The organism is Marinobacterium alkalitolerans (assembly GCF_017776525.1).
In the GTDB taxonomy this organism is placed as follows: domain Bacteria; phylum Pseudomonadota; class Gammaproteobacteria; order Pseudomonadales; family Balneatricaceae; genus Marinobacterium; species Marinobacterium alkalitolerans.
Genome location: NZ_JACVEW010000001.1, coordinates 75,979 through 94,581 on the forward strand (window position 1 = coordinate 75,979; position 18,603 = coordinate 94,581).

Genomic DNA, 18,603 nt, shown 5'->3' on the forward strand with positions numbered 1-18,603 from the left:
GGAATTCGGGTTCTTCAAATAAGCCCGAGTATATCAGATAAAACCGCAGCGCCGAGGTGCATGAACCTGCTTCAGCATCAACTACACTGACTGTTATCGAAGGCATTAAAAAGGAGTCTTGTCATGCGTGTCGGTATCCCCAAAGAGATCAAGAACCACGAATACCGCGTTGGCATGACCCCCATGGGCGTGCGAGAGCTGGTCGAGCAGGGCCATCAGGTTCAGGTCGAACAGAGCGCGGGTGTGGCCGCCGGCTTTAGCGACCGAGCCTACGAGCAGGCCGGTGCCGTGATGGTGGATGACCCTCGGGCCGTATTCTCCTGGGCAGACCTGATCGTCAAGGTCAAGGAACCCCAGTTGAACGAATGTGGCTGGCTCAGTGCGGATCAGGTGCTGTTCACCTACCTGCATCTGGCGGCCGACCGGCCGCAGACGGAAGCGTTGATCGCCAGCGGCTGCACCGCGATCGCCTATGAGACGGTCGAGGATGCGCACGGCGGTCTGCCACTGCTGGCCCCCATGAGTGAAGTGGCCGGCCGGATGGCCGTTCAGGCCGGTGCGCACTGCCTGGAAAAGGCACAGGGTGGCCGGGGCGTGCTGCTGGGTGGCGTACCGGGCGTGAGCCCGGGGCGAGTGCTCATCATCGGCGGGGGTGTCGTGGGTGAAAATGCGGCCCGGATTGCGGTGGGCATGGGCGCGCAGGTGTGTCTGCTGGACAAGTCGATACCGCGCCTGAAACAGCTGGATGAGCGCTTCGATGGCCGTGTGACCACACTTTATTCCACCCGTGAAAATATCGAACAGCAACTGGCCCAGTCTGATCTGGTGGTGGGTGCGGTCCTGTTGCCCGGCGCGGCGGCACCCAAACTGGTGACCCGTGCCATGCTCAAGCAGATGCAGCCCGGTGCCGTGCTGGTCGATGTGGCGATCGATCAGGGAGGCTGTTTTGAAACCAGCCACCCGACCACGCATGCCGATCCGGTATTTGAGGTCGATGGCATCGTGCACTACTGCGTGGCCAATATGCCGGGTGCCGTGGCGCGTACCTCAACGCTGGCGCTGACCAATGCCACCCTGCCCTACATCGAGCGCCTTGCTGATGATGGCTGGCGCCGGGCGCTGCAGGAGGTGCCGGGTTTTCTGCCCGGGCTCAATGTGCATTCAGGCCGTATTACCTGCGCAGGGGTGGCGCGCGCCTTTGATCTGCCGCATAGTGATCCGGAAAAAGAGCTGGGCGGTGCTTGATCGTGCATCGGGGCCGCTTCAGACTCGGGATTCATATAAGGAGATGCTGATGCAGCAGAACAATTCCATTCATGCGGACCCCTGGTTGAAACGCTGTATGAAACTGGGGATTCCACTGGCAATCCTGTGTGTGGCCAGCCTCTGGCTGGGCCAGGTATTGGGCAGCCCGGCACTGGGCTGGGTTTTTCTGCTGACCCTGCCACCGGTTCTGCTGCTGGGGCTGACATACAACCTGCGCTTTTTGCTGCTGTGGCAACGCTCACGGCGGCAATCGTCTCGCTAATTGTCGTGTAGAGAGGAGTGACCCTCATGGAACGCAATATTGGTATTCTGGATCAACTGGTCCGCGTATTGATCGGACTGGTGTTCATCATTCTGATCTTCTTTGGCCCGCAGACCTGGTGGGGGCTGATTGGGGTCCCGATCATTGCCATCGCGATTTCCGGTACCTGCCCGCTGTACAGCCTGCTGGGGCTTCGGACCTGCCGCCGCAGCGACTGAATTCAGACAGCATTCATCACCGGCGCTCTAAGCTCTGGCGCATGATTGCATGTGCCAGCAGGGACGCGTGCCAATAGACAGGGATGTTGTTCAAGAATGGAGATCAATCAGGTGGATACACGCCTGCCGGGACTCAAGTGCTATAGCCTGTGCCTGCTGCTGTCAGGGGCGGGCAGTCTGGCCGCTGAACCCTTGACGCTGGAGCCCTCCCGGGCAGACCCTGCGGGGGGCACCGGTGTGAACCTCGTGGAAGCTTCCGAAATCGCCCGTCAGCAGCTGGGGGGCGAGGTGATCAAGGCGGAGCTGGCGCACGTGGGCGGTGGCCGGGTGTACAAGGTTCGGCTGCTTGAGGACGGGCGTGTGCGTGATGTGATGATTGATGCTGCCAGTGGCACTCTATTGAAGCCTGAACTGCCGGAGCAAACTGAATGAAAGCGTTGATAGTGGAAGATGATGCTGACCTGAGGCGGCAGCTCACCCAGATGCTGACCCAGAAGGGTTATACCGTTGAAGAAACGGATAATGGCCGTGAGGCCAGCTATCTTGGCGAAGAGTACGAATACGATATCGCACTGGTGGATATCGGTCTGCCGGAAGTATCCGGTCTGGATGTGATCCGTCAGTGGCGCGAGCGGGGTGTGACCCTGCCGGTGCTCGTGCTGACGGCGCGTGGTGACTGGCAGGACAAGGTCGAAGGGCTGGAAGCGGGGGCCGATGACTATCTCGCCAAGCCCTTTCATGCCGAGGAGCTGGTGGCACGGTTGAATGCACTGGTGCGGCGCGCCTCCGGCCATGCCAGCCCGGTGCTGAAGTTTGGCCCACTTGAGCTCGATACCAGTGCCCGGGTGGTAACGCTGGAGGGAAGCGAAGTGCGCCTGACCAGCTATGAATATCGCACGCTGGAGTACCTGATGCTGAATGCGGGTAAAACCATCTCCAAGGCGGAGCTGACCGAGCATCTCTATCATCAGGACTATGACCGCGACAGCAATGTGCTTGAGGTGTTTATTCGCCGCCTGCGTCAGAAAATCGATCCGGAGCAGACCCTGCAGCCGATCAAAACGGTGCGCGGCCTCGGCTACCGGTTTGCCCTTGAGGGTGCTGCCTGAGCGTGTCTGACAGCACCCTGCCTCTCTCCCTTCGTGGCCGATTGCTGCGTGCGTCGGCCATCATTCTGCCGCTGGTGATCGTACTGGCCGGCCTGGCACTGTTGAAAGCGTTCAATTCCAGCCTTGAAAATGCGGAAGCCTCACAGGCGCGGCTGCAGGTCTACCTGCTGCTGGGGGCTATCGATGTGCAGGACGGACGTCTTGAGCTGCCGGATCATCTGCTTGATCCGGGCTTCAGTCGTCTGAACTCGGGGGTTTATGGCTTCATTCATGGCGAAGACGGTCGTCTGTTCTGGCGTTCCCGTTCCAGTCAGGCGCTGCCGGCCGAGCTGGTACAGCGCCTGCCCAGCCGGGCGCTGCAGCCGGGTCAGTCATTGTTCAGCCACCTGCCGGAGCAGAAGCTTTACCTGTTCCAGTATCCGGTCATCTGGGAGAGCGGTTCCGGTGAGGCGCGCTTCCTGATTTCGGTCCTGCGCAGTGATGAGCAGATTCGCAGCGAGATGAAAGAATTCAGCCGCCAGCTGCTGGGGTGGCTCAGTGCGATCTGTCTGGTCGCGCTGTTGGCACAGTACTTTATCATGCGCTGGGGCCTGCGCCCCCTCGACCTGCTGGCGCGCGACCTCCAGCGTATAGAGGCTGGCGAGACCGACAGTCTGGATGGGCGCTATCCGGTGGAAGTGCAGGGGGTGACCGACAGCCTGAACCGCCTGATCGAGACCGAACGTCGCCAACGCGAACGCTATCGCAATACGCTGGGGGATCTGGCACACAGCCTCAAGACACCGCTGGCCGTGATTCGCGGAGCCGGGGATGAAGGCCAGGATGCCGAGAGTTACCGGCGGCAGGTGGACGAGCAGGCGCTGCGCATGCAGCAGATCGTGCAGTACCAGCTGGCGCGAGCGGTGAAAAGTCAGGGGCAGGCGCTGGCCCGAGCCATCCCGGTACAGCCGGTGGTGGAGCGGTTGCTGGGCGTGATGAAAAAGGTTTATGCCGACACCCCGCGACAGGTGGAACTGTCACTGGAGCCCGGTGCCGGCTTTGCCGGAGATGAGCGGGACCTGATGGAGCTGCTGGGCAATCTGATCGACAACGCCTACAAGTACGGTGCCCGGCGGGTGGGAGTCGAGGTACAGCTTGAGGGCGATACCCTGCACCTGAGCGTCAGTGACGACGGACAGGGCATCGCACCGGAACAGCGTCAGGTGATTCTCGAGCGCGGTGCCCGGCTGGATACGCGTACCCCGGGGCAGGGCATCGGGCTGGCGGTGGCAGTGGATATTGTCAGCAGCTACGACGGTGCGCTGGAAGTGTCCGAGTCACGCTGGCAGGGCGCCTGCTTCCGCGTGACCCTGCCGGGTGCACCGGTCAGCCTAAAGTCTTGAAGAACACCTTGGAGTTGCGCTGCAGGTTATAGATCGCCTGCTTTTCATGCGGCAGTCGGTCCTTTTCAGCGGCGTGAAAGCCCCGTTCCAGAAACCAGTGAGCGGTACGTGTGGTCAACACGAACAGCTGCTCAAGCCCCATCTCCCGGGCGCTGGCTTCAATCGCTTCCAGCAGGCGGTCGCCCCGTTGTCCGCCGCGATAGTTGCCGTCAATGGCAACGCAGGCCAGCTCACCGATGCGGTCTTCGGCAAAGGGATACAGGGCGGCACAGCCGATAATGGCACCGTCGCGCTCGACCACCGTGAAGCGCTCGATTTCCGCTTCCAGCAGTTCACGTGAGCGCCGCACCAGTACGCCTTTCTCTTCCAGCGGCGCGATCAGTTCCAGAATGCCGCCCACGTCTTCGATCGTAGCCGAGCGCACCTGCTCATAGGAGTGACTGACCACCATGGTGCCCTGGCCGTCACGGGTGAACAGCTCGTTGAGCAGGGCGCCATCGTCGCGGTACCCGATCAGATGGCAGCGGGGAACGCCCTGCTCGCAGGCGGTCGCCGCACACTCGAGCAGATTGGCGGTTTCGCTGAAGGGCTGTTCGGGGTCGTCCAGATGCGCGTGATATTGATGCACCAGGCGTCGAGCGGTCTGTGCCAGCAGCTCGCTGCGCAGGTCGCCACGGCTGTCACGGATACCGCCATCGGCACCGAACAGAATCAGCTTGTCGGCCTTGAGTGCGATGGCCGCCTGAGTGGCCACCTCTTCGACCGCCAGGTTGAACACTTCGCCGGTCGGTGAAAAGCCCAGGTTGGAGAGCAGTACGATCTGGTTCAGGTCCAGCAGCTTGCGAATGCCGTCATGGTCGATGCGGCGCAGTTCGCCCGTGTGGCCCATGTCGACCCCATCCAATACCCCCACCGGGCGGGCGGTGACAAAGTTGCCGCTGCAGACACGGATGCGTGCCCCGTGCATGGGGGTGTTGGCCAGTCCCATGGAGAGGCGGGCCTCAATATCGGTGCGCAGGCAGCCGACCGCTTCGATCACGCACTCCAGAATTTCGGTGGACGTGATGCGCAGGTCATGGTGCAGGCGGGTGGACAGGCCGCGTGCCTCCAGGCGTCGCTCTGCCTGAGGGCGTGCGCCGTGCACGAGCACCAGTCGAACCCCGAGGCTGTTCAGCAGGGCGATGTCGTGGACGGTGTTGGCAAAGTTGTCGTCGGCTATGGCCTCGCCACTGAGCATCAGCACAAAGGTCTTGCCCCGGTGCATGTTGATGTAGGGTGAGGAGTGCCGAAACCAGTTGACGTAGTTGGTGGAGGAGTCGCTGCCGCTCAATGTCCGCTCCCGGTCAGGCTTGTTGAGCCTGTCATTGTGCAGCCTTTGGCGGCCGGGGTCCATGCCTGTGGACGGCCCGGGGTCCGGGCCGTCCGGCTGGATCAGGTGAACATGCCCTTGAGCATGAAGAAGAACATGATGGCCAGAATGGCACCGGCCGGCAGGGTCACGATCCAGGAGATGAAGATGGTGCCCACCACCCGGAGGTTGAGGGCCGCCAGTCCGCGGGCAATACCCACGCCCAGCACCGCACCCACCAGAGTGTGAGTGGTGGAGATGGGCAGACCGGTACCGGATGCAACAACCACAGTGGTCGCGGCTGCCAGTGTGGCCGCGAAGCCGCGGCTGGGGGTCAGCTCGGTGATGTTCTGACCCACGGTGGCGATTACCTTGTGGCCGTACATCACCAGGCCTGCAACGATACCGCCGCCGCCAAGCAGCAGAATCCAGGCCGGCATGGCGGTCTTCTGGGCCACTTCACCACCGGAACCTACGACACCGACGATAGCGGCCAGCGGGCCGACGGCGTTGGCCACATCGTTCGAGCCGTGTGCGAATGCCATGGCACAGGCGGTAAACAGCATCAGAACGCCAAATACCTTCTCCACGCTGGTGAAGTGGTATTCACGATCGGCGCTGGGGTCGATCTGAATCTTGCGCTGCATCATGATGCCGATGCCCATGGTGATCAGGCCGATGATGACCGAGATACCGGCGCTCTGGAACCAGCTCAGATGCAGGCCAATATGCTTGAGGCCCTTGGTGAAGGTCACCATGGCAATGATGAAGCCTACCAGGAAGATGTAGAAGGGCACATAACGCTTGGCGTTGGCGAAGGGCTGCTCGGTATCCAGAATCAGCTTCTGCACACTGCGGAACAGGAAGAAGGCGATCACCCCGGCCGTGACGGGCGAAACGACCCAGCTGGCGACGATGGTGCCGACCTTGGTCCAGTGAACGGCTTCCATGGAGATCCCCACGGCAGCAAAGCCCACGATCGCACCGACGATGGAATGGGTGGTGGAAACCGGCCAGCCGAAATGGGTGGCGATCAACAGCCAAATGCCGGCTGCCAACAGTGCTGCCATCATGCCGAACACCAGCAATTCCGGGTTGCCCGACAGCATGGAAGGCTCGATGATGCCTTTGCGGATGGTGGATGTGACAGCCCCGCCGGCCAGATAGGCACCGGCGAATTCAAACAGGATGGCGATCAGAATCGCCTGTTTCAGGGTCAGGGCGCGGGAACCGACAGAGGTACCCATTGCGTTTGCGACATCGTTTGCACCCACACCCCAGGCCATGAAGAAGCCGAAGATGCAGGCCATGATGACCATGATGTTGCCGTACTGAGCAATGATATCCATTGTGAAGCCTTGTCAGTCTTGTTTAACGTGCAAGTAACTGCTGCAGTCGGTTGCCGACCTGCTGAGACAGGTTCGCCAGGTCACCGACCCATTGAATGATCTGATACAGGAACATGACATCAATCGGGTAGAGGTCACGTTCAACGGCAAACAGTGAGGAACGCAGCGTGCGTTCATGTTCGTCAGCCTTGTGTTCGAGCTGATCCAGCTCGGTGATCAGACGCTCGACGATGTCGACTTCATGACCACGGAAACCGGCTGCCAGCAGTTCGTCCAACTCGTTCAGTGCCAGCACGGCCTGTTCGATCGCCTGGAGCGTGGTGCGCAGCAACTCCAGCAGTTCCTGCTGAATCGGCTCGGGGATAGCCATTTCGCGTCCCAGCATCAGGCCGGAGATATCCTTGGCCCGGTTGGCGATCTTGTCCTGCATGCGCAGCATGTCCAGCAGGTCGGTGCGTGGCACGGGCAGAAACAGGCTGGCGGGCAAGCGTTGACGAATATCACGCTTGAGATCGTCGGCCTCATGTTCCAGCTCGGTGATGCGTTGCTGTGAAGCAGTCGCCGCTTGCCAGTCGGATGCCATGACGGCTTCAAAGAAAGGGATCAGTTCAGCGGCGCTTGCCTGCGCCTTGACGATATGCTCCTGCATCGGCTTGAACGGGGAACGGGCAAACATTTGTAGAATAGGGCTGTTAACCATATGCGTTCCTGTTGCAGGTGGGTAAAAAAACTGGCGCAAGTATACGTGCTGATGTCATGGATCTGTAGTCATACTGTCATAAAAAATGCCGATTCCTGATGTTCGTCACCTCCTTTACTTGGGTAGACTGATACAAAGAGAGCAGGTGATGGAAACATGGCGACTGAAACCGAATTGAAACTGCAACTGGATGCGCAGGATGTGGCAATGCTGCGCACCCACCCGCTGCTGGCGGCAGCCGAACACCAGGCCCCGCAGACGTTGTTGAACACCTATTACGATACGCCGACGCTGGCGCTTGCGGATGCTCGGGTGGCGCTGCGCATTCGCCGTCAGGGCACGCGCTTTATCCAGACACTCAAAACCCGAGGGCAAAGTATCAACGGATTGCATCAGCGCGGTGAATGGGAATGGACGGTTGCGGGGGATGCACTGGAACCCGAGCACCTGGATGCCAGCGGCTGGCCGGACGCCCTGCCGGCGGCCGCGAACCTGACGCTGGTACCCGTGTTTACCACCGACTTTCAGCGCGAGCTGTGGATATTGGATCATGCGGGCGCACGGATTGAGGTGGCACTGGATCAGGGTGAAATACGTTGTCAGTACGGTGACCGGTCGCTGACTGACCCCCTGCTTGAACTTGAACTGGAGCTCAAGTCCGGTGACCCGGAAGCGTTGCACCGGCTGGCGGAGGCCCTGTCGAGCGAGATCAGGCTGAAGCCTTTTGATATCAGCAAGGCGCAGCGGGGCTATGCCCTGTTCCATCAGCTGGTTGGGTCGTAAACGAGGAATAAGGAATGAATCTGATGACGTCGGTTCTGGACCGAGTGCCAGAACACTTGAATGCGGTGCTTGAGCGGAATCTGGCCCGTATTGCACCGGCGCTTGAGGCGGTAACACTGTCGGAACAGCAGCAGTGGCATTTGGCCCAGACATTACTGGGCAGTGATTTTGTGGCCGCTCAGCTGGAAGCTCATCCGGAGTGGCTGGCTCAGCTGCTGGACTCGGGTGATCTTGACCGGGCCTATGATGCCTCGACCTGTGAGGAGCGTTTGCAGGCCTTGCTACAGCCGGTTGAGGATGAGAAGGCGCTGCAGCGTGTGCTCCGACAGTTCCGCCAGCGTGAGATGATCCGCTTTGTCTGGCGTGACCTGAACCGACTTACCGACATGCGCGGCACCACACAAGAGCTGTCCTGGTTTGCGGATGCCTGTATCGACCAGACCCTTGAATGGCTGTATCAGGACGCCTGTCGTCGCTGGGGCACTCCGCACTCGCGGCCGGATGCCAGCGGGCAGCGCCATCCGCAGCGGATGGTGGTGCTGGGCATGGGTAAACTCGGCGCCCACGAGTTGAACCTATCGTCCGATATCGACCTGATTTTCTGCTTCCCGGCCAATGGTGAAACGGACGGCGAACGCAAGAATCTGGATAACCAGGACTTCTTTATCCGGCTGGGCCAGAAGCTGGTGCAGGCGCTGGATAATCAAACCATCGACGGATTCGTGTTCCGTGTGGACATGCGCCTGCGCCCCTTCGGTACAGCCGGGCCTTTGGCCTGCAGTTTTGCCGCCATGGAGAGCTACTATCAGGACCAGGGGCGTGAGTGGGAACGCTACGCCATGATCAAGGCGCGAGTGGTTGCGGGTGACAAGGCGGCGGGCGACGAGCTGATTCAACTGCTGCGGCCCTTCGTGTACCGCAAATACATCGACTTCAGTGCCTTTGAGTCATTGCGCGACATGAAAGCGATGATCAACCGTGAAGTGCGCCGCAAGGGGCTGACACATAACGTCAAGCTGGGCGCCGGCGGGATCCGTGAGGTGGAGTTCATCGCACAGGCGTTTCAGTTGATCCGCGGTGGCCGTGACTCCGATCTGCAGCAACGTGAGCTGCTCAACATTCTGCCGCTGCTGCCGGACAAGGTCGGGATGCCGGAGGCGGCTGTTAACGAGCTGGTGGATGCCTATACGCTGCTGCGTAATCTGGAGCATGGCATTCAGGCGATTGCCGACAAGCAGACCCAGGAACTGCCGCAGGATGAAGAAGGACGCGCACGTCTGGCCTTTACTCAGGGGTTTGCCGGCTGGGATGAGCTGATGTCGACGCTTGAGGCGCAGCGCAGCAACGTCTCGCGCCACTTTGCGGATGTTATTGCACCTTCCGAAGAAGCCGATGAGCAGGATGACGACGTGCGGGCCGAGTGGCTGGCACTCTGGCATGGCCTGATGGAAGACGAGGATGCGTGTGGCTTCCTGACTGAGCAGGGCTACGAGGATGCCGTTGCCGCGCTGAAAGCACTGCAGGCGCTGAAGGCACAGCGAACCGTGCAGATGCTGCAGCAGGTTGCGACCGAGCGACTGGAGGCGGTGCTGCCTCAACTGTTGTCGGCGGCCGGGGAGTACGCCAACGCCAGCGTGACGCTGGAGCGGGTGCTGGTCCTGGTACAGGCCGTGCTGCGCCGCTCGGCCTACTTTGTGCTGTTGAGCGAGAACCCGGGCGCGCTGCAGCAGCTGGTGCGGCTATGTTCGGCCAGTGCCTGGTTTGCCGAGCAGCTGTCACGTCAGCCCGTACTGCTGGATGAGCTGATCGACCCACGCACGCTGTATGCGCCCCCCGACAAGGAGGTGCTACGGGCGGAGTTGCGGCAACAGCTGCTGCGCATCCCGGAAGACGACATTGAGCAGTTGATGGAGACGTTGCGTTACTTCAAGCATGCGCACATGTTGAAAGTGGCCGCTTCGGATATCACCGGTGTCCTGCCGCTGATGAAGGTCAGCGATTACCTGACCTGGCTGGCTGAAGCCGTGCTGGAAGCGGTGCTGGATATTGCCTGGCGCAACCTGACCGAGAAGCATGGTGCGCCTCAGCGTGCAGCGGGTGTCCCCTGTGATCCGGACTTTATCATTCTGGGCTATGGCAAGGTGGGCGGTATCGAGCTGTCATATGGTTCGGATCTGGATCTGGTGTTCCTGCATGACGCCGCGGCCAACCTGGAAACGGATGGTGGCAAGCCTATCGCCAATACCGTGTTCTTCAACCGGCTGGGCCAGCGCATCATTCACATTCTCAACACCTTTACCCCCTCGGGCATGTTGTACGAAGTGGACATGCGTTTGAGGCCATCCGGCAACTCAGGCTTGCTGGTCAGCTCGTTGAAGGCTTTCGAGGACTATCAGCGCAGCGAAGCCTGGACCTGGGAGCATCAGGCGCTGGTGCGGGCCCGTGTGGTGGCCGGCAGCCCGGAACTGGCCGATCGTTTCACTGCGCTGCGTGAGTCCATACTGGGGCAGCCGCGTGACGAGGCCAAGCTGCGCCAGGAAGTGCGGGAGATGCGTGAAAAAATGCGCCAGCATCTGGGCTCCAAACCCAGTGATGATGAGGAACAGCGCGTCTTCCACCTGAAGCAGGATCGGGGCGGGATCGTCGATATCGAGTTTCTGGTGCAGTATCTGGTGCTCAGACATGCCCCGGAAAAGCCTGATCTGCTGCGCTGGACTGATAACATCCGCATTCTGGACAGTGTTGAGGCGGCGGGCCTGTTGCCATCGGAGGATGCGGAGCTCCTGCGCGAAGCCTACAAGGCTTACCGGGCGGCCGGCCATCGCCTGACTCTGCAGAACCTGTCAGGGGTGCTGGGGGATGAGGAGATGACAGAGCATCGCCGAGGAGTGGCCGAGATCTGGCAGCGGATCATGGAGCACGGCTGAGGCGCAGACTGTAAAAAAGCCGGCCTGTTCAGGTCGGCTTTTTCAGAGCGGTCAGATGCTTTCCAGCCAGCCGTGAGTGTCTTCGGCCTTACCCCACTGGATATCGTTCAGCGCCTGGCGCAGCTTGACGGTAGTCTCGCCAATCCCCCCGTTACCCACCGGGTACTCCTTGCCGTTGTGGATCAGCGTGCCGACCGAGGTCAGTACGGCGGCTGTGCCCGACAGTGCGGCTTCACAGCCCGGGCGTGCACTGCGCTCCAGCAGTTCTTCGATGCTCAGCTGACGTTCCTGTACCTCCATGCCCATGTCGCGTGCCAGGGTCAGGATGGAGTCGCGCGTGACCCCGTGCAGGAAGGTCGAGTCCAGCGCCTTGGTGATGATCTCGTTGCCGTCGATCAGCAGGAAGTTCGCGGCGCCGGTTTCCTGCACATCACCGCCCGGGCAGAATAGCACCTGGTCGGCCTGGTATTCGGCACGTGCCTTCATGATCGGCTGCAGCGCGCCGGCGTAGTTACCCCCTGACTTGACCATGCCCATGTGCGGCGGGCAGCGCATGCCCTCATCATCCAGCAGCAGGCGCAGGGCCTTGTCGCCGCCGGTGAAGTAATCCCCGACCGGTGACAGCAGAATGTACAGGCAGGAGGTCAGCGAGGGGACCGCAGCCTTGCCGATTGCCGGCTCAGTGCCGATATGGGTCGGACGGATATACAGGGACCCCGGCGGCTCCGGCGCCTGATCGGCATACTTGGCCACCAGGTCACGGATCATCTGGCTCACCACTTCCTGATCGAACTGGGGCAGGGCCAGCAGCTCGGAGCTCTGCGCAAAGCGCTGCATGTTCATATCCATGCGGAAGATCCTGACCGAACCGTCTGCATGGCGAAACGCCTTGAGGCCTTCAAAACAGGTGCTCGAATAATGCAGCACATGGGCACCCGGATGCAGCTGCAGGCTGTCGCTGGGGACCACTTCCGGCTCGCTCCATTGAGAACCATCAAACCAGGTGATTGCCATCTCGGGCATGAAAACGGAACCAAAAGCAGACATATAACCTTCCTAACAAGCTGGATTGAGACAGGCCGGTAAAGCGTGAGAGCACGCATTGCGGAATGCATCCTAGATTGTATGCATTCGACGGAAAAATGGAATTGCCCAAAGGGTAAATAGTGTTGCGCACTTCGTTGCATCCGGCCCTGATGCTAACATACGCGCCTTTAGGACCAGTCGTCACCGGAGGCTGACAGCGCATGAACAAGACCCCAGCCGAAATCTGGATTGTGTCCGATGGCAAACCCGGGCATCTGAACCAGTCCCGTGGTCTGGCCGAAGCGCTGGCACGCAAGCGGGATCTGGTGATCAGCGAGCAGCCCCCGATGGGGAAACTGCAGGCGTTGCGCCTGTGGCTGAGCGGTGGACTGCCGCGACTGGAGGCCGCGCCTGCACTGATCATCGGCGCGGGCCATGCGACCCATCTGACGCTGCTGGCGCTGCGTCGGCTGTATCGAGTGCCGGTTGTGGTCATGATGAAGCCGTCTCTGCCGATGGGCCTGTTTGATCTGTGTCTGGTACCCGAACATGACCAGCCGCCCAGACGGCCCAATATCCTGCCAACGCAGGGGCCCCTGAACCGCATGCGGCAGGGTGACAAGGTGCCGGGCAGCGGCGTGGTGCTGATCGGTGGGCCATCCAGGCACTTTGACTGGGATGAAGCCCTGGTATTGAGCCAGGTACAGGCGCTGTTGGCCTCTGAACCGCGGCAGTGGCTGATCGGTTCATCGCGCCGAACCCCGCCGTCTACCGAGCAGGCCCTGGTTGAATTGGCGGGTGAACGTTTCATCCCGGCAGCCGAGACCGGTCCGGACTGGCTGCCCCGGCAACTGGCAAGGGCAGAGGCCTGCTGGGTCACGCAGGACAGCGCATCCATGGTGTATGAGGCGCTGACGGCCGGCTGCAAGGTGGGTGTGCTGATGCTGGATGCGCAGACGGAAAACCGTATCAGTCGTGGTGTTGAAACCCTTTGTCAGCAAGGGCGAGTCACAATGTCGCCGGACTGGCAGATGGATGAGGTGGCGATGACACAGCAGCCATTTAACGAAGCTGAGCGGTGTGCTGAGGAAATTTTAAAGAGAGGCTGGATATGTCAGTAATGACGCTTGAACAGGTACGGCTGGGCATAATAGGACTGGGCTACGTGGGTCTGCCATTAGCCGTAGAGTTTGGTAAAAAGCGCCCGGTCATCGGGTTTGATATCAATGCCTCACGTATCCAGGAACTCAAGCAGGGGAAGGACCAAACCCTTGAAGTCAGCTCAGAGGAGCTGAAAGAGGCTGGATACCTCAGCTTTACCGATGACTCTGCCGAGTTGGCCGCCTGTAACGTGTACATCGTGACGGTACCGACACCCATCAACGGACATAAGCAGCCAGATCTTACCCCTTTGATTCGGGCCTCGGAACTTTTGGGCAGCGTTGTGAAAAGAGGGGATGTGGTGATCTATGAATCGACTGTTTACCCCGGTGCCACCGAAGAGGACTGTGTCCCTGTAATTGAGCAGATCTCGGGGCTGGTTTTTAACCGTGACTTCTTCGCCGGTTACAGCCCGGAGCGCATCAATCCCGGTGACAAGGTGCACAGAGTGACCAGTATTAAAAAGGTTACGTCCGGCTCTACGCCCGAGGTGGCTGACCTTGTCGACAACCTGTACCGGGAAGTCATTCAAGCGGGAACTCACAAAGCGAGCAGTATCCGTGTCGCCGAGGCAGCAAAAGTTATCGAGAACACACAACGCGACCTGAACATTGCCCTGGTGAACGAGCTGGCGATTATTTTCAATCGTCTTGGTATCGATACTGAAGAAGTGCTGGAAGCGGCCGGGACCAAGTGGAATTTCTTGCCCTTCCGGCCCGGCCTGGTGGGCGGGCACTGTATCGGTGTCGATCCCTACTATTTGACCTACAAGGCGCAGGCTGTCGGGTATATTCCCGATGTGATTCTGGCGGGGCGGCGTATCAACAGCAATATGGGTGCCTACGTGGCGGACGAGATGGTCAAGGCCATGTTGCGCAAGCGGATTCACGTGGCTGGCAGCCGTATCCTTGTTATGGGGTTCACTTTCAAGGAAAACTGCCCTGACCTTCGCAACACGCGGGTGATCGACATCGTCAGAGTTCTGGAAGGCTATGGTGCCACGGTGGATGTGTACGATCCCTGGGCGGATCCGGAAGAAGCTTTGGAAGAGTATGGAGTGACGCTGGTCGAGTCTCCCGTTAATGGTGGCTACGAAGGTATTCTGGTAGCGGTCGCGCACCAGGCGTTCTATGACTTGGGAGTTGATCAGGTCAAGAGTTGGGGTAGGTCATCACATGTATTGTATGACTTGAAATATGTATTCTCTGCTGATCAAGTTGATTTAAGACTGTGATTAAATTAGTGCCTGCCCAGATAAACCTTAATTTTTTGGCTAACATAAGCGTTTATGTGGTGCTAGCTTATGTTTTTAGTTTTATTTTTTTCTTTCCGGTTGGGGATGGATTACTGAAAGAAATAATGCTGTTATCAAGCATTCTGTGCATTAGCTGGCGCTTTCAGAAAAGGTCTTGGAGCTTTGGAGAGACTAAATATATTGTTATTCCCATGGCAATATATATAACTGTGCTTATTGTTTCATACCTGCTGTATGATGGTTTCATGAGCACGATCAGCATGTTCCTATTCAGTATTCTGTTTCTTTATAGTGCATCACTTATTAAGCTAAGAATTTCTTTTGTTGCTGTTATCTGTTTGTTATCTGCTTTTCAAACGCTAGACATGGTCGTTGACCATTTATTACATGGTACTGATCGACTAGCTGGCACAAATAACCCTATATTCTTGGCCATGTTTACTTGCTTAATGTCAGTTTTATGTTTTTATCTATCATTATCTGTATCAGGAAAATTTCTTCGCTTCAGCCTTTGGGCTGGCACTTCTATTTTTCTGCTAGCAACGGTTCTGACAGAAACAAGAGGGGTTATTATTGCCTACATACCCTTACTGATATTGATGATTTATTTTGTTCTTAAAAAGGTCAAATTTAAACTGAATGTTAGAAGCGGAATGGCCTTTGTTTTGTTTTCAATAATTCTGATAGATCTGGCATTGCATTCAGATAGCTTGAAGGTTCCTTTTAAAACCATGAAACTGGAACTCCAGGAGATGCTTGACGAAAGCCCCAAAGATGAAATCTACATAACTTCTGTTGGTTTCAGGATATTAATGTGGGAGTTCTCGTGGGCAGTAGCCCAAGAGCACCCCTTATTGGGGGCAGGCCGGGAGGGGTTTTACCGCTACCGTCAGGAGTGGTCTGAAAATGGTCGCTTTCCGTCTGCACTAGGCCAACACTTGCCGGAGACGCATGCTCACAGTCAATACTTCCAAGAACTGGCCATGCGAGGGGCTGTGGGGTTGGTGGCTTTGCTAGGCTTGTTTGTTATGCCCGCAGCGCGTGGGATGAGACTTCTTAGGGCTGACGATAACCAGCGGCAATGTGCAGGCGCAATACTTCTAAGTGTGGTGATAGCTTTTGCCACCTTTGCCTTGACCGAGGTTTCTTTGAAGCATTCCGAAAAGATTGCTGTTTTCGTTGCTTTGTCTTTCGTTGCGTTGTCGCTTGGCCAACGAAGCCAGTCAACCTCACCCGTTATGGCCACAAAGGAATGAGAGCGTTGAAAGTTTTGCAGGCTTTGCCCTCTTTAGAAAGTGGGGGCGTTGAGAAAGGGGTGCTGGAAGTGGGCCGCTTCCTGGTTGAGCAAGGACATGAGTCTTTGGTTCTATCGGCCGGTGGTGGAATGGTGAGCCAGCTGGAACAAGAGGGAAGCCGACATATTCAGCTGGATATTGGTCGTAAATCTCCCTTTACCTTCCGGCATGTGTGGACTTTGCGCCGGCTGTTGCGTCGTGAGCGCCCGGATATTTTGCACCTGCGGTCACGTATGCCTGCATGGGTTTTCTGGGTCGCCTGGAAAGGCCTGCCTGCTGATATAAGGCCGCGATTGGTAACAACCGTGCATGGCCTTTATTCGGTGAGTGCTTATAGTGCCGTCATGTGCAAGGGGGAAAGAGTCATTGCAGTGTCTCGCACGGTGCAGAATTACATTCATTCGCATTACCCCGAAACCGATCCGGCAAAGGTACGGCTAATATATCGAGGTATAGAGCCTGAGGAATTTCCGCGTGGTTACCAGCCGGCACCTCAGTGGAAGCAGAGCTGGTTTGAACAGTTTCCCCAACTTGAAAGCGGGTTTGTATTGACCTTGCCTGGTCGATTGACGCGCTTGAAAGGACACCTTGATTTTATCAACCTCATACAAGACCTGCGACGGCTTGAGCTTGATGTCAAAGGCGTTATTGTGGGCGGGATTGACCCGAAGCGGCAAGACTATGCCAGAGAGCTTCAGCAGGCAGTGATTGATAAAGGGCTGCAAGAGCAAGTGGTGTTTACCGGGGCCCGGCGTGATATCCGCGATATTTATGCTGTTTCGGATCTGGTACTGTCTTTGTCAACCCAACCGGAATCTTTCGGTCGAACGGTTGCTGAGGCGCTCAGTCTCGGGCGCCCGGTAGTAGGTTATGACCACGGAGGCGTTGGTGAAATCTTGCAATGCGTCTTTCCAGAGGGGCGGGTTCCTCTTTGCGATCATGAGCAATTGTTGAGCGTTGTATCTCAGCAATTGAAACAACCAGCAACGGTGCAGGATATGCCGTTCTTGAAGCAAATGATGCTTGAACAAACCTTGTCCTGTTACCTAGAGCTCTCCAGTCAGGCTGAAGGTGAGAAGGTATGAGTGAGGCTGTACATTTTGTATGTCTGAAGTGGGGGGATAAGTATCCCGCCAGCTATGTCAATCGTCTTTACCACATGGTCAGTCGTAATCTGACACAGCCTTTTCGTTTTCACTGCCTCACTGAGAATGCCTCGGGACTGGAACCGGGTATTGAGCACCTGCCACTTGAGACCAGTGACCTCACGGGTTGGTGGTACAAGCTGTCACTGTTTCAGCGAGACTTCTTTGGGCTTGAGGGTGACCTGGTCTATCTGGATCTTGATGTCGTCATTACAGGGAACATCGATTTTCTGATTAATCAGCCGGGTGATTTCATCATCATTCGCAACTGGTCTCGCAACAAGATGTGGAACAGCTCAGTGATGCGGTTTCGGATTGGAGAGTATGCACACGTCTGGGAACGCTTTCAGGGTGAACAGGAGCGAGTGGTTCGCGACATGAATGGTGACCAGGAGTGGATTTATGCCTGTGTCCCCGAAGCGAAAAACTGGCCAGCTGACAAAATTGTTTCCTATAAGAAAAGCCTGAAGTCTAAAGCCTTTCGACCGTTGGAAAAGCTCGGTCTTGATCGCCTTGGCCTGAAGGCTCCGGACTGGATGGATACACCATTGCCGGCACATGCGGCCATTGTTATTTTTCATGGCAAACCGGACCCTGAAGATGTTGCAACCCAGGCTTATGGCCTGTGGAAAAGAGCTTCTTTTATTGAGCGATGCTGGAAGTAGTAAAATGTGGGTTATTAACCGTTATCATCAGAAAAAAGCCAAGTCACTGGGGGTAAAACTCAGTAACACCACATTAATCTCAGGCAATAGGCTTTTCTACGTAGAGGCACCTGCAGCATTAGGTCAAGTTGAGCTATTTAGGGAAAAATTAGAGCTGGGCCCTGTTAAGTGGGGTGCCCACAGTTACATTCGTAGCGGCGAAATTCACCATTTATCAGAGGTAGGGCGTTTTTGCTCCATAGGGCGTCAAGTAGTGCTGGGGCAGGACCGCAACAATCATCCGCTGGATTGGGTCTCTACCAGCCACAGGCTCAGTACCTGTCATCAGTCGACACCTGCGCCTGTGAAAATAGGTAATGATGTCTGGATAGGCGACGGTGCGGTGCTGCTTGATGGCATATGTATCGGTGATGGTGCAGTTATTGCTCGTAATGCTGTGGTTACCAAGTCGGTGGGGGCTTATGAGATCGTCGCCGGTAACCCTGCGCGCTGTATTCGAAAACGTTTTAGTGATGATGTAGCAAAAAAGCTTGCATCGAGCGCCTGGTGGGAATATCCCTTGGAGCAGCTAAAAAAACTGGATTACAGAGATCCTGAAGTGTTTTTGCAAACAATCGGTACTCTCAAGAAAAAGGCTGTATATTCCATTGTAGAAGTCGGTAATGGTGTTGTGAATGCTTCTATTACCGAGAGCCATCCAGAAAATGGTTAA

The 18,603-nt window shown here is 57.5% G+C and carries 18 protein-coding genes; 14 read left to right on the forward strand and 4 right to left on the reverse strand.

From position 1 onward, the window contains the following. Positions 1 to 123: 123 nt before the first annotated feature. The 6 genes from ald (at position 124) to H9C73_RS00420 (ending at position 4,237) form a co-directional block, all read left to right on the forward strand. On the forward strand, positions 124 to 1,245 hold the full coding sequence (ald, locus tag H9C73_RS00395) for an alanine dehydrogenase (RefSeq protein ID WP_209285793.1): 1,122 nt from the start codon (positions 124 to 126) through the stop codon (positions 1,243 to 1,245). Between the two features lie 49 nt (positions 1,246 to 1,294). Then, a complete protein-coding gene (locus H9C73_RS00400) occupies positions 1,295 to 1,528 on the forward strand; it encodes a hypothetical protein (protein WP_209285794.1) in 234 nt (77 codons plus the stop codon). A gap of 26 nt (positions 1,529 to 1,554) precedes the next feature. Next, complete coding sequence (locus H9C73_RS00405) at positions 1,555 to 1,746, forward strand: YgaP family membrane protein (protein ID WP_209285795.1); 192 nt, start codon at positions 1,555 to 1,557, stop codon at positions 1,744 to 1,746. A gap of 96 nt (positions 1,747 to 1,842) precedes the next feature. Beyond that, entirely contained in the window at positions 1,843 to 2,178 is a 336-nt protein-coding gene (locus H9C73_RS00410; RefSeq protein ID WP_209285796.1) for a PepSY domain-containing protein, read from the forward strand. Then, complete coding sequence (locus H9C73_RS00415) at positions 2,175 to 2,855, forward strand: response regulator transcription factor (protein ID WP_209285797.1); 681 nt, start codon at positions 2,175 to 2,177, stop codon at positions 2,853 to 2,855. The genes H9C73_RS00410 and H9C73_RS00415 overlap by 4 nt, the downstream gene beginning before the upstream one ends. Positions 2,856 to 2,857: 2 nt before the next feature. Beyond that, positions 2,858 to 4,237 (forward strand): ATP-binding protein, encoded by a 1,380-nt coding sequence (locus H9C73_RS00420; protein ID WP_209285798.1) that lies wholly within the window; start codon positions 2,858 to 2,860, stop codon positions 4,235 to 4,237. On the opposite strand, the gene argA is transcribed toward H9C73_RS00420, so the two are convergent. From argA to H9C73_RS00435, 3 genes are all read right to left on the reverse strand, one after another. Further along, positions 4,221 to 5,501, reverse strand: a complete 1,281-nt coding sequence (gene argA / locus H9C73_RS00425) for an amino-acid N-acetyltransferase (RefSeq protein WP_236014006.1) — start codon at positions 5,499 to 5,501, stop codon at positions 4,221 to 4,223. The two genes, H9C73_RS00420 and argA, sit on opposite strands and share 17 nt — an antisense overlap. A 167-nt stretch (positions 5,502 to 5,668) precedes the next feature. Then, the gene (locus H9C73_RS00430; RefSeq protein ID WP_209285800.1) at positions 5,669 to 6,934 is read right to left on the reverse strand and encodes an inorganic phosphate transporter; all 1,266 of its coding nucleotides are present in this window, start codon (positions 6,932 to 6,934) and stop codon (positions 5,669 to 5,671) included. A gap of 22 nt (positions 6,935 to 6,956) precedes the next feature. After that, positions 6,957 to 7,634 carry a TIGR00153 family protein gene (locus H9C73_RS00435; RefSeq protein WP_209285801.1) on the reverse strand — a complete coding sequence of 226 codons (678 nt, stop codon included), beginning with the start codon at positions 7,632 to 7,634 and terminating at the stop codon, positions 6,957 to 6,959. Between the two features lie 156 nt (positions 7,635 to 7,790). On the opposite strand from H9C73_RS00435, the gene H9C73_RS00440 reads away from it, so the two are divergent. Then, positions 7,791 to 8,417: a CYTH domain-containing protein gene (locus tag H9C73_RS00440; RefSeq protein WP_209285802.1), complete on the forward strand. Its 627-nt coding sequence runs from the start codon at positions 7,791 to 7,793 to the stop codon at positions 8,415 to 8,417. Positions 8,418 to 8,431: 14 nt separating this feature from the next. Next, positions 8,432 to 11,344, forward strand: a complete 2,913-nt coding sequence (glnE, locus tag H9C73_RS00445; protein ID WP_209285803.1) for a bifunctional [glutamate--ammonia ligase]-adenylyl-L-tyrosine phosphorylase/[glutamate--ammonia-ligase] adenylyltransferase — start codon at positions 8,432 to 8,434, stop codon at positions 11,342 to 11,344. Between the two features lie 51 nt (positions 11,345 to 11,395). Here glnE and H9C73_RS00450 read toward each other — a convergent pair whose 3' ends face one another. Beyond that, positions 11,396 to 12,391 (reverse strand): branched-chain amino acid aminotransferase, encoded by a 996-nt coding sequence (locus H9C73_RS00450; protein WP_209285804.1) that lies wholly within the window; start codon positions 12,389 to 12,391, stop codon positions 11,396 to 11,398. Positions 12,392 to 12,591: 200 nt separating this feature from the next. On the opposite strand from H9C73_RS00450, the gene H9C73_RS00455 reads away from it, so the two are divergent. Genes H9C73_RS00455 through H9C73_RS00480 form a run of 6 tightly spaced genes read left to right on the forward strand, consistent with a single transcriptional unit; the run spans position 12,592 to position 18,603 of the window. Further along, on the forward strand, positions 12,592 to 13,491 hold the full coding sequence (locus tag H9C73_RS00455) for a mitochondrial fission ELM1 family protein (RefSeq protein WP_209285805.1): 900 nt from the start codon (positions 12,592 to 12,594) through the stop codon (positions 13,489 to 13,491). Then, positions 13,491 to 14,765 (forward strand): Vi polysaccharide biosynthesis UDP-N-acetylglucosamine C-6 dehydrogenase TviB, encoded by a 1,275-nt coding sequence (gene tviB, locus H9C73_RS00460; RefSeq protein WP_209285965.1) that lies wholly within the window; start codon positions 13,491 to 13,493, stop codon positions 14,763 to 14,765. The genes H9C73_RS00455 and tviB overlap by 1 nt, the downstream gene beginning before the upstream one ends. Then, positions 14,762 to 16,042 (forward strand): O-antigen ligase family protein, encoded by a 1,281-nt coding sequence (locus tag H9C73_RS16300; RefSeq protein WP_209285806.1) that lies wholly within the window; start codon positions 14,762 to 14,764, stop codon positions 16,040 to 16,042. The genes tviB and H9C73_RS16300 overlap by 4 nt, the downstream gene beginning before the upstream one ends. Positions 16,043 to 16,047: 5 nt before the next feature. Further along, the gene (locus H9C73_RS00470; RefSeq protein ID WP_209285807.1) at positions 16,048 to 17,166 is read left to right on the forward strand and encodes a glycosyltransferase family 4 protein; all 1,119 of its coding nucleotides are present in this window, start codon (positions 16,048 to 16,050) and stop codon (positions 17,164 to 17,166) included. Continuing rightward, positions 17,163 to 17,891, forward strand: coding sequence for a hypothetical protein (locus H9C73_RS00475; RefSeq protein WP_209285808.1), 729 nt, complete (start codon positions 17,163 to 17,165; stop codon positions 17,889 to 17,891). Before H9C73_RS00470 ends, H9C73_RS00475 begins: the two co-directional genes overlap by 4 nt. Continuing rightward, on the forward strand, positions 17,827 to 18,603 hold the full coding sequence (locus H9C73_RS00480; protein WP_209285809.1) for a CatB-related O-acetyltransferase: 777 nt from the start codon (positions 17,827 to 17,829) through the stop codon (positions 18,601 to 18,603). Before H9C73_RS00475 ends, H9C73_RS00480 begins: the two co-directional genes overlap by 65 nt.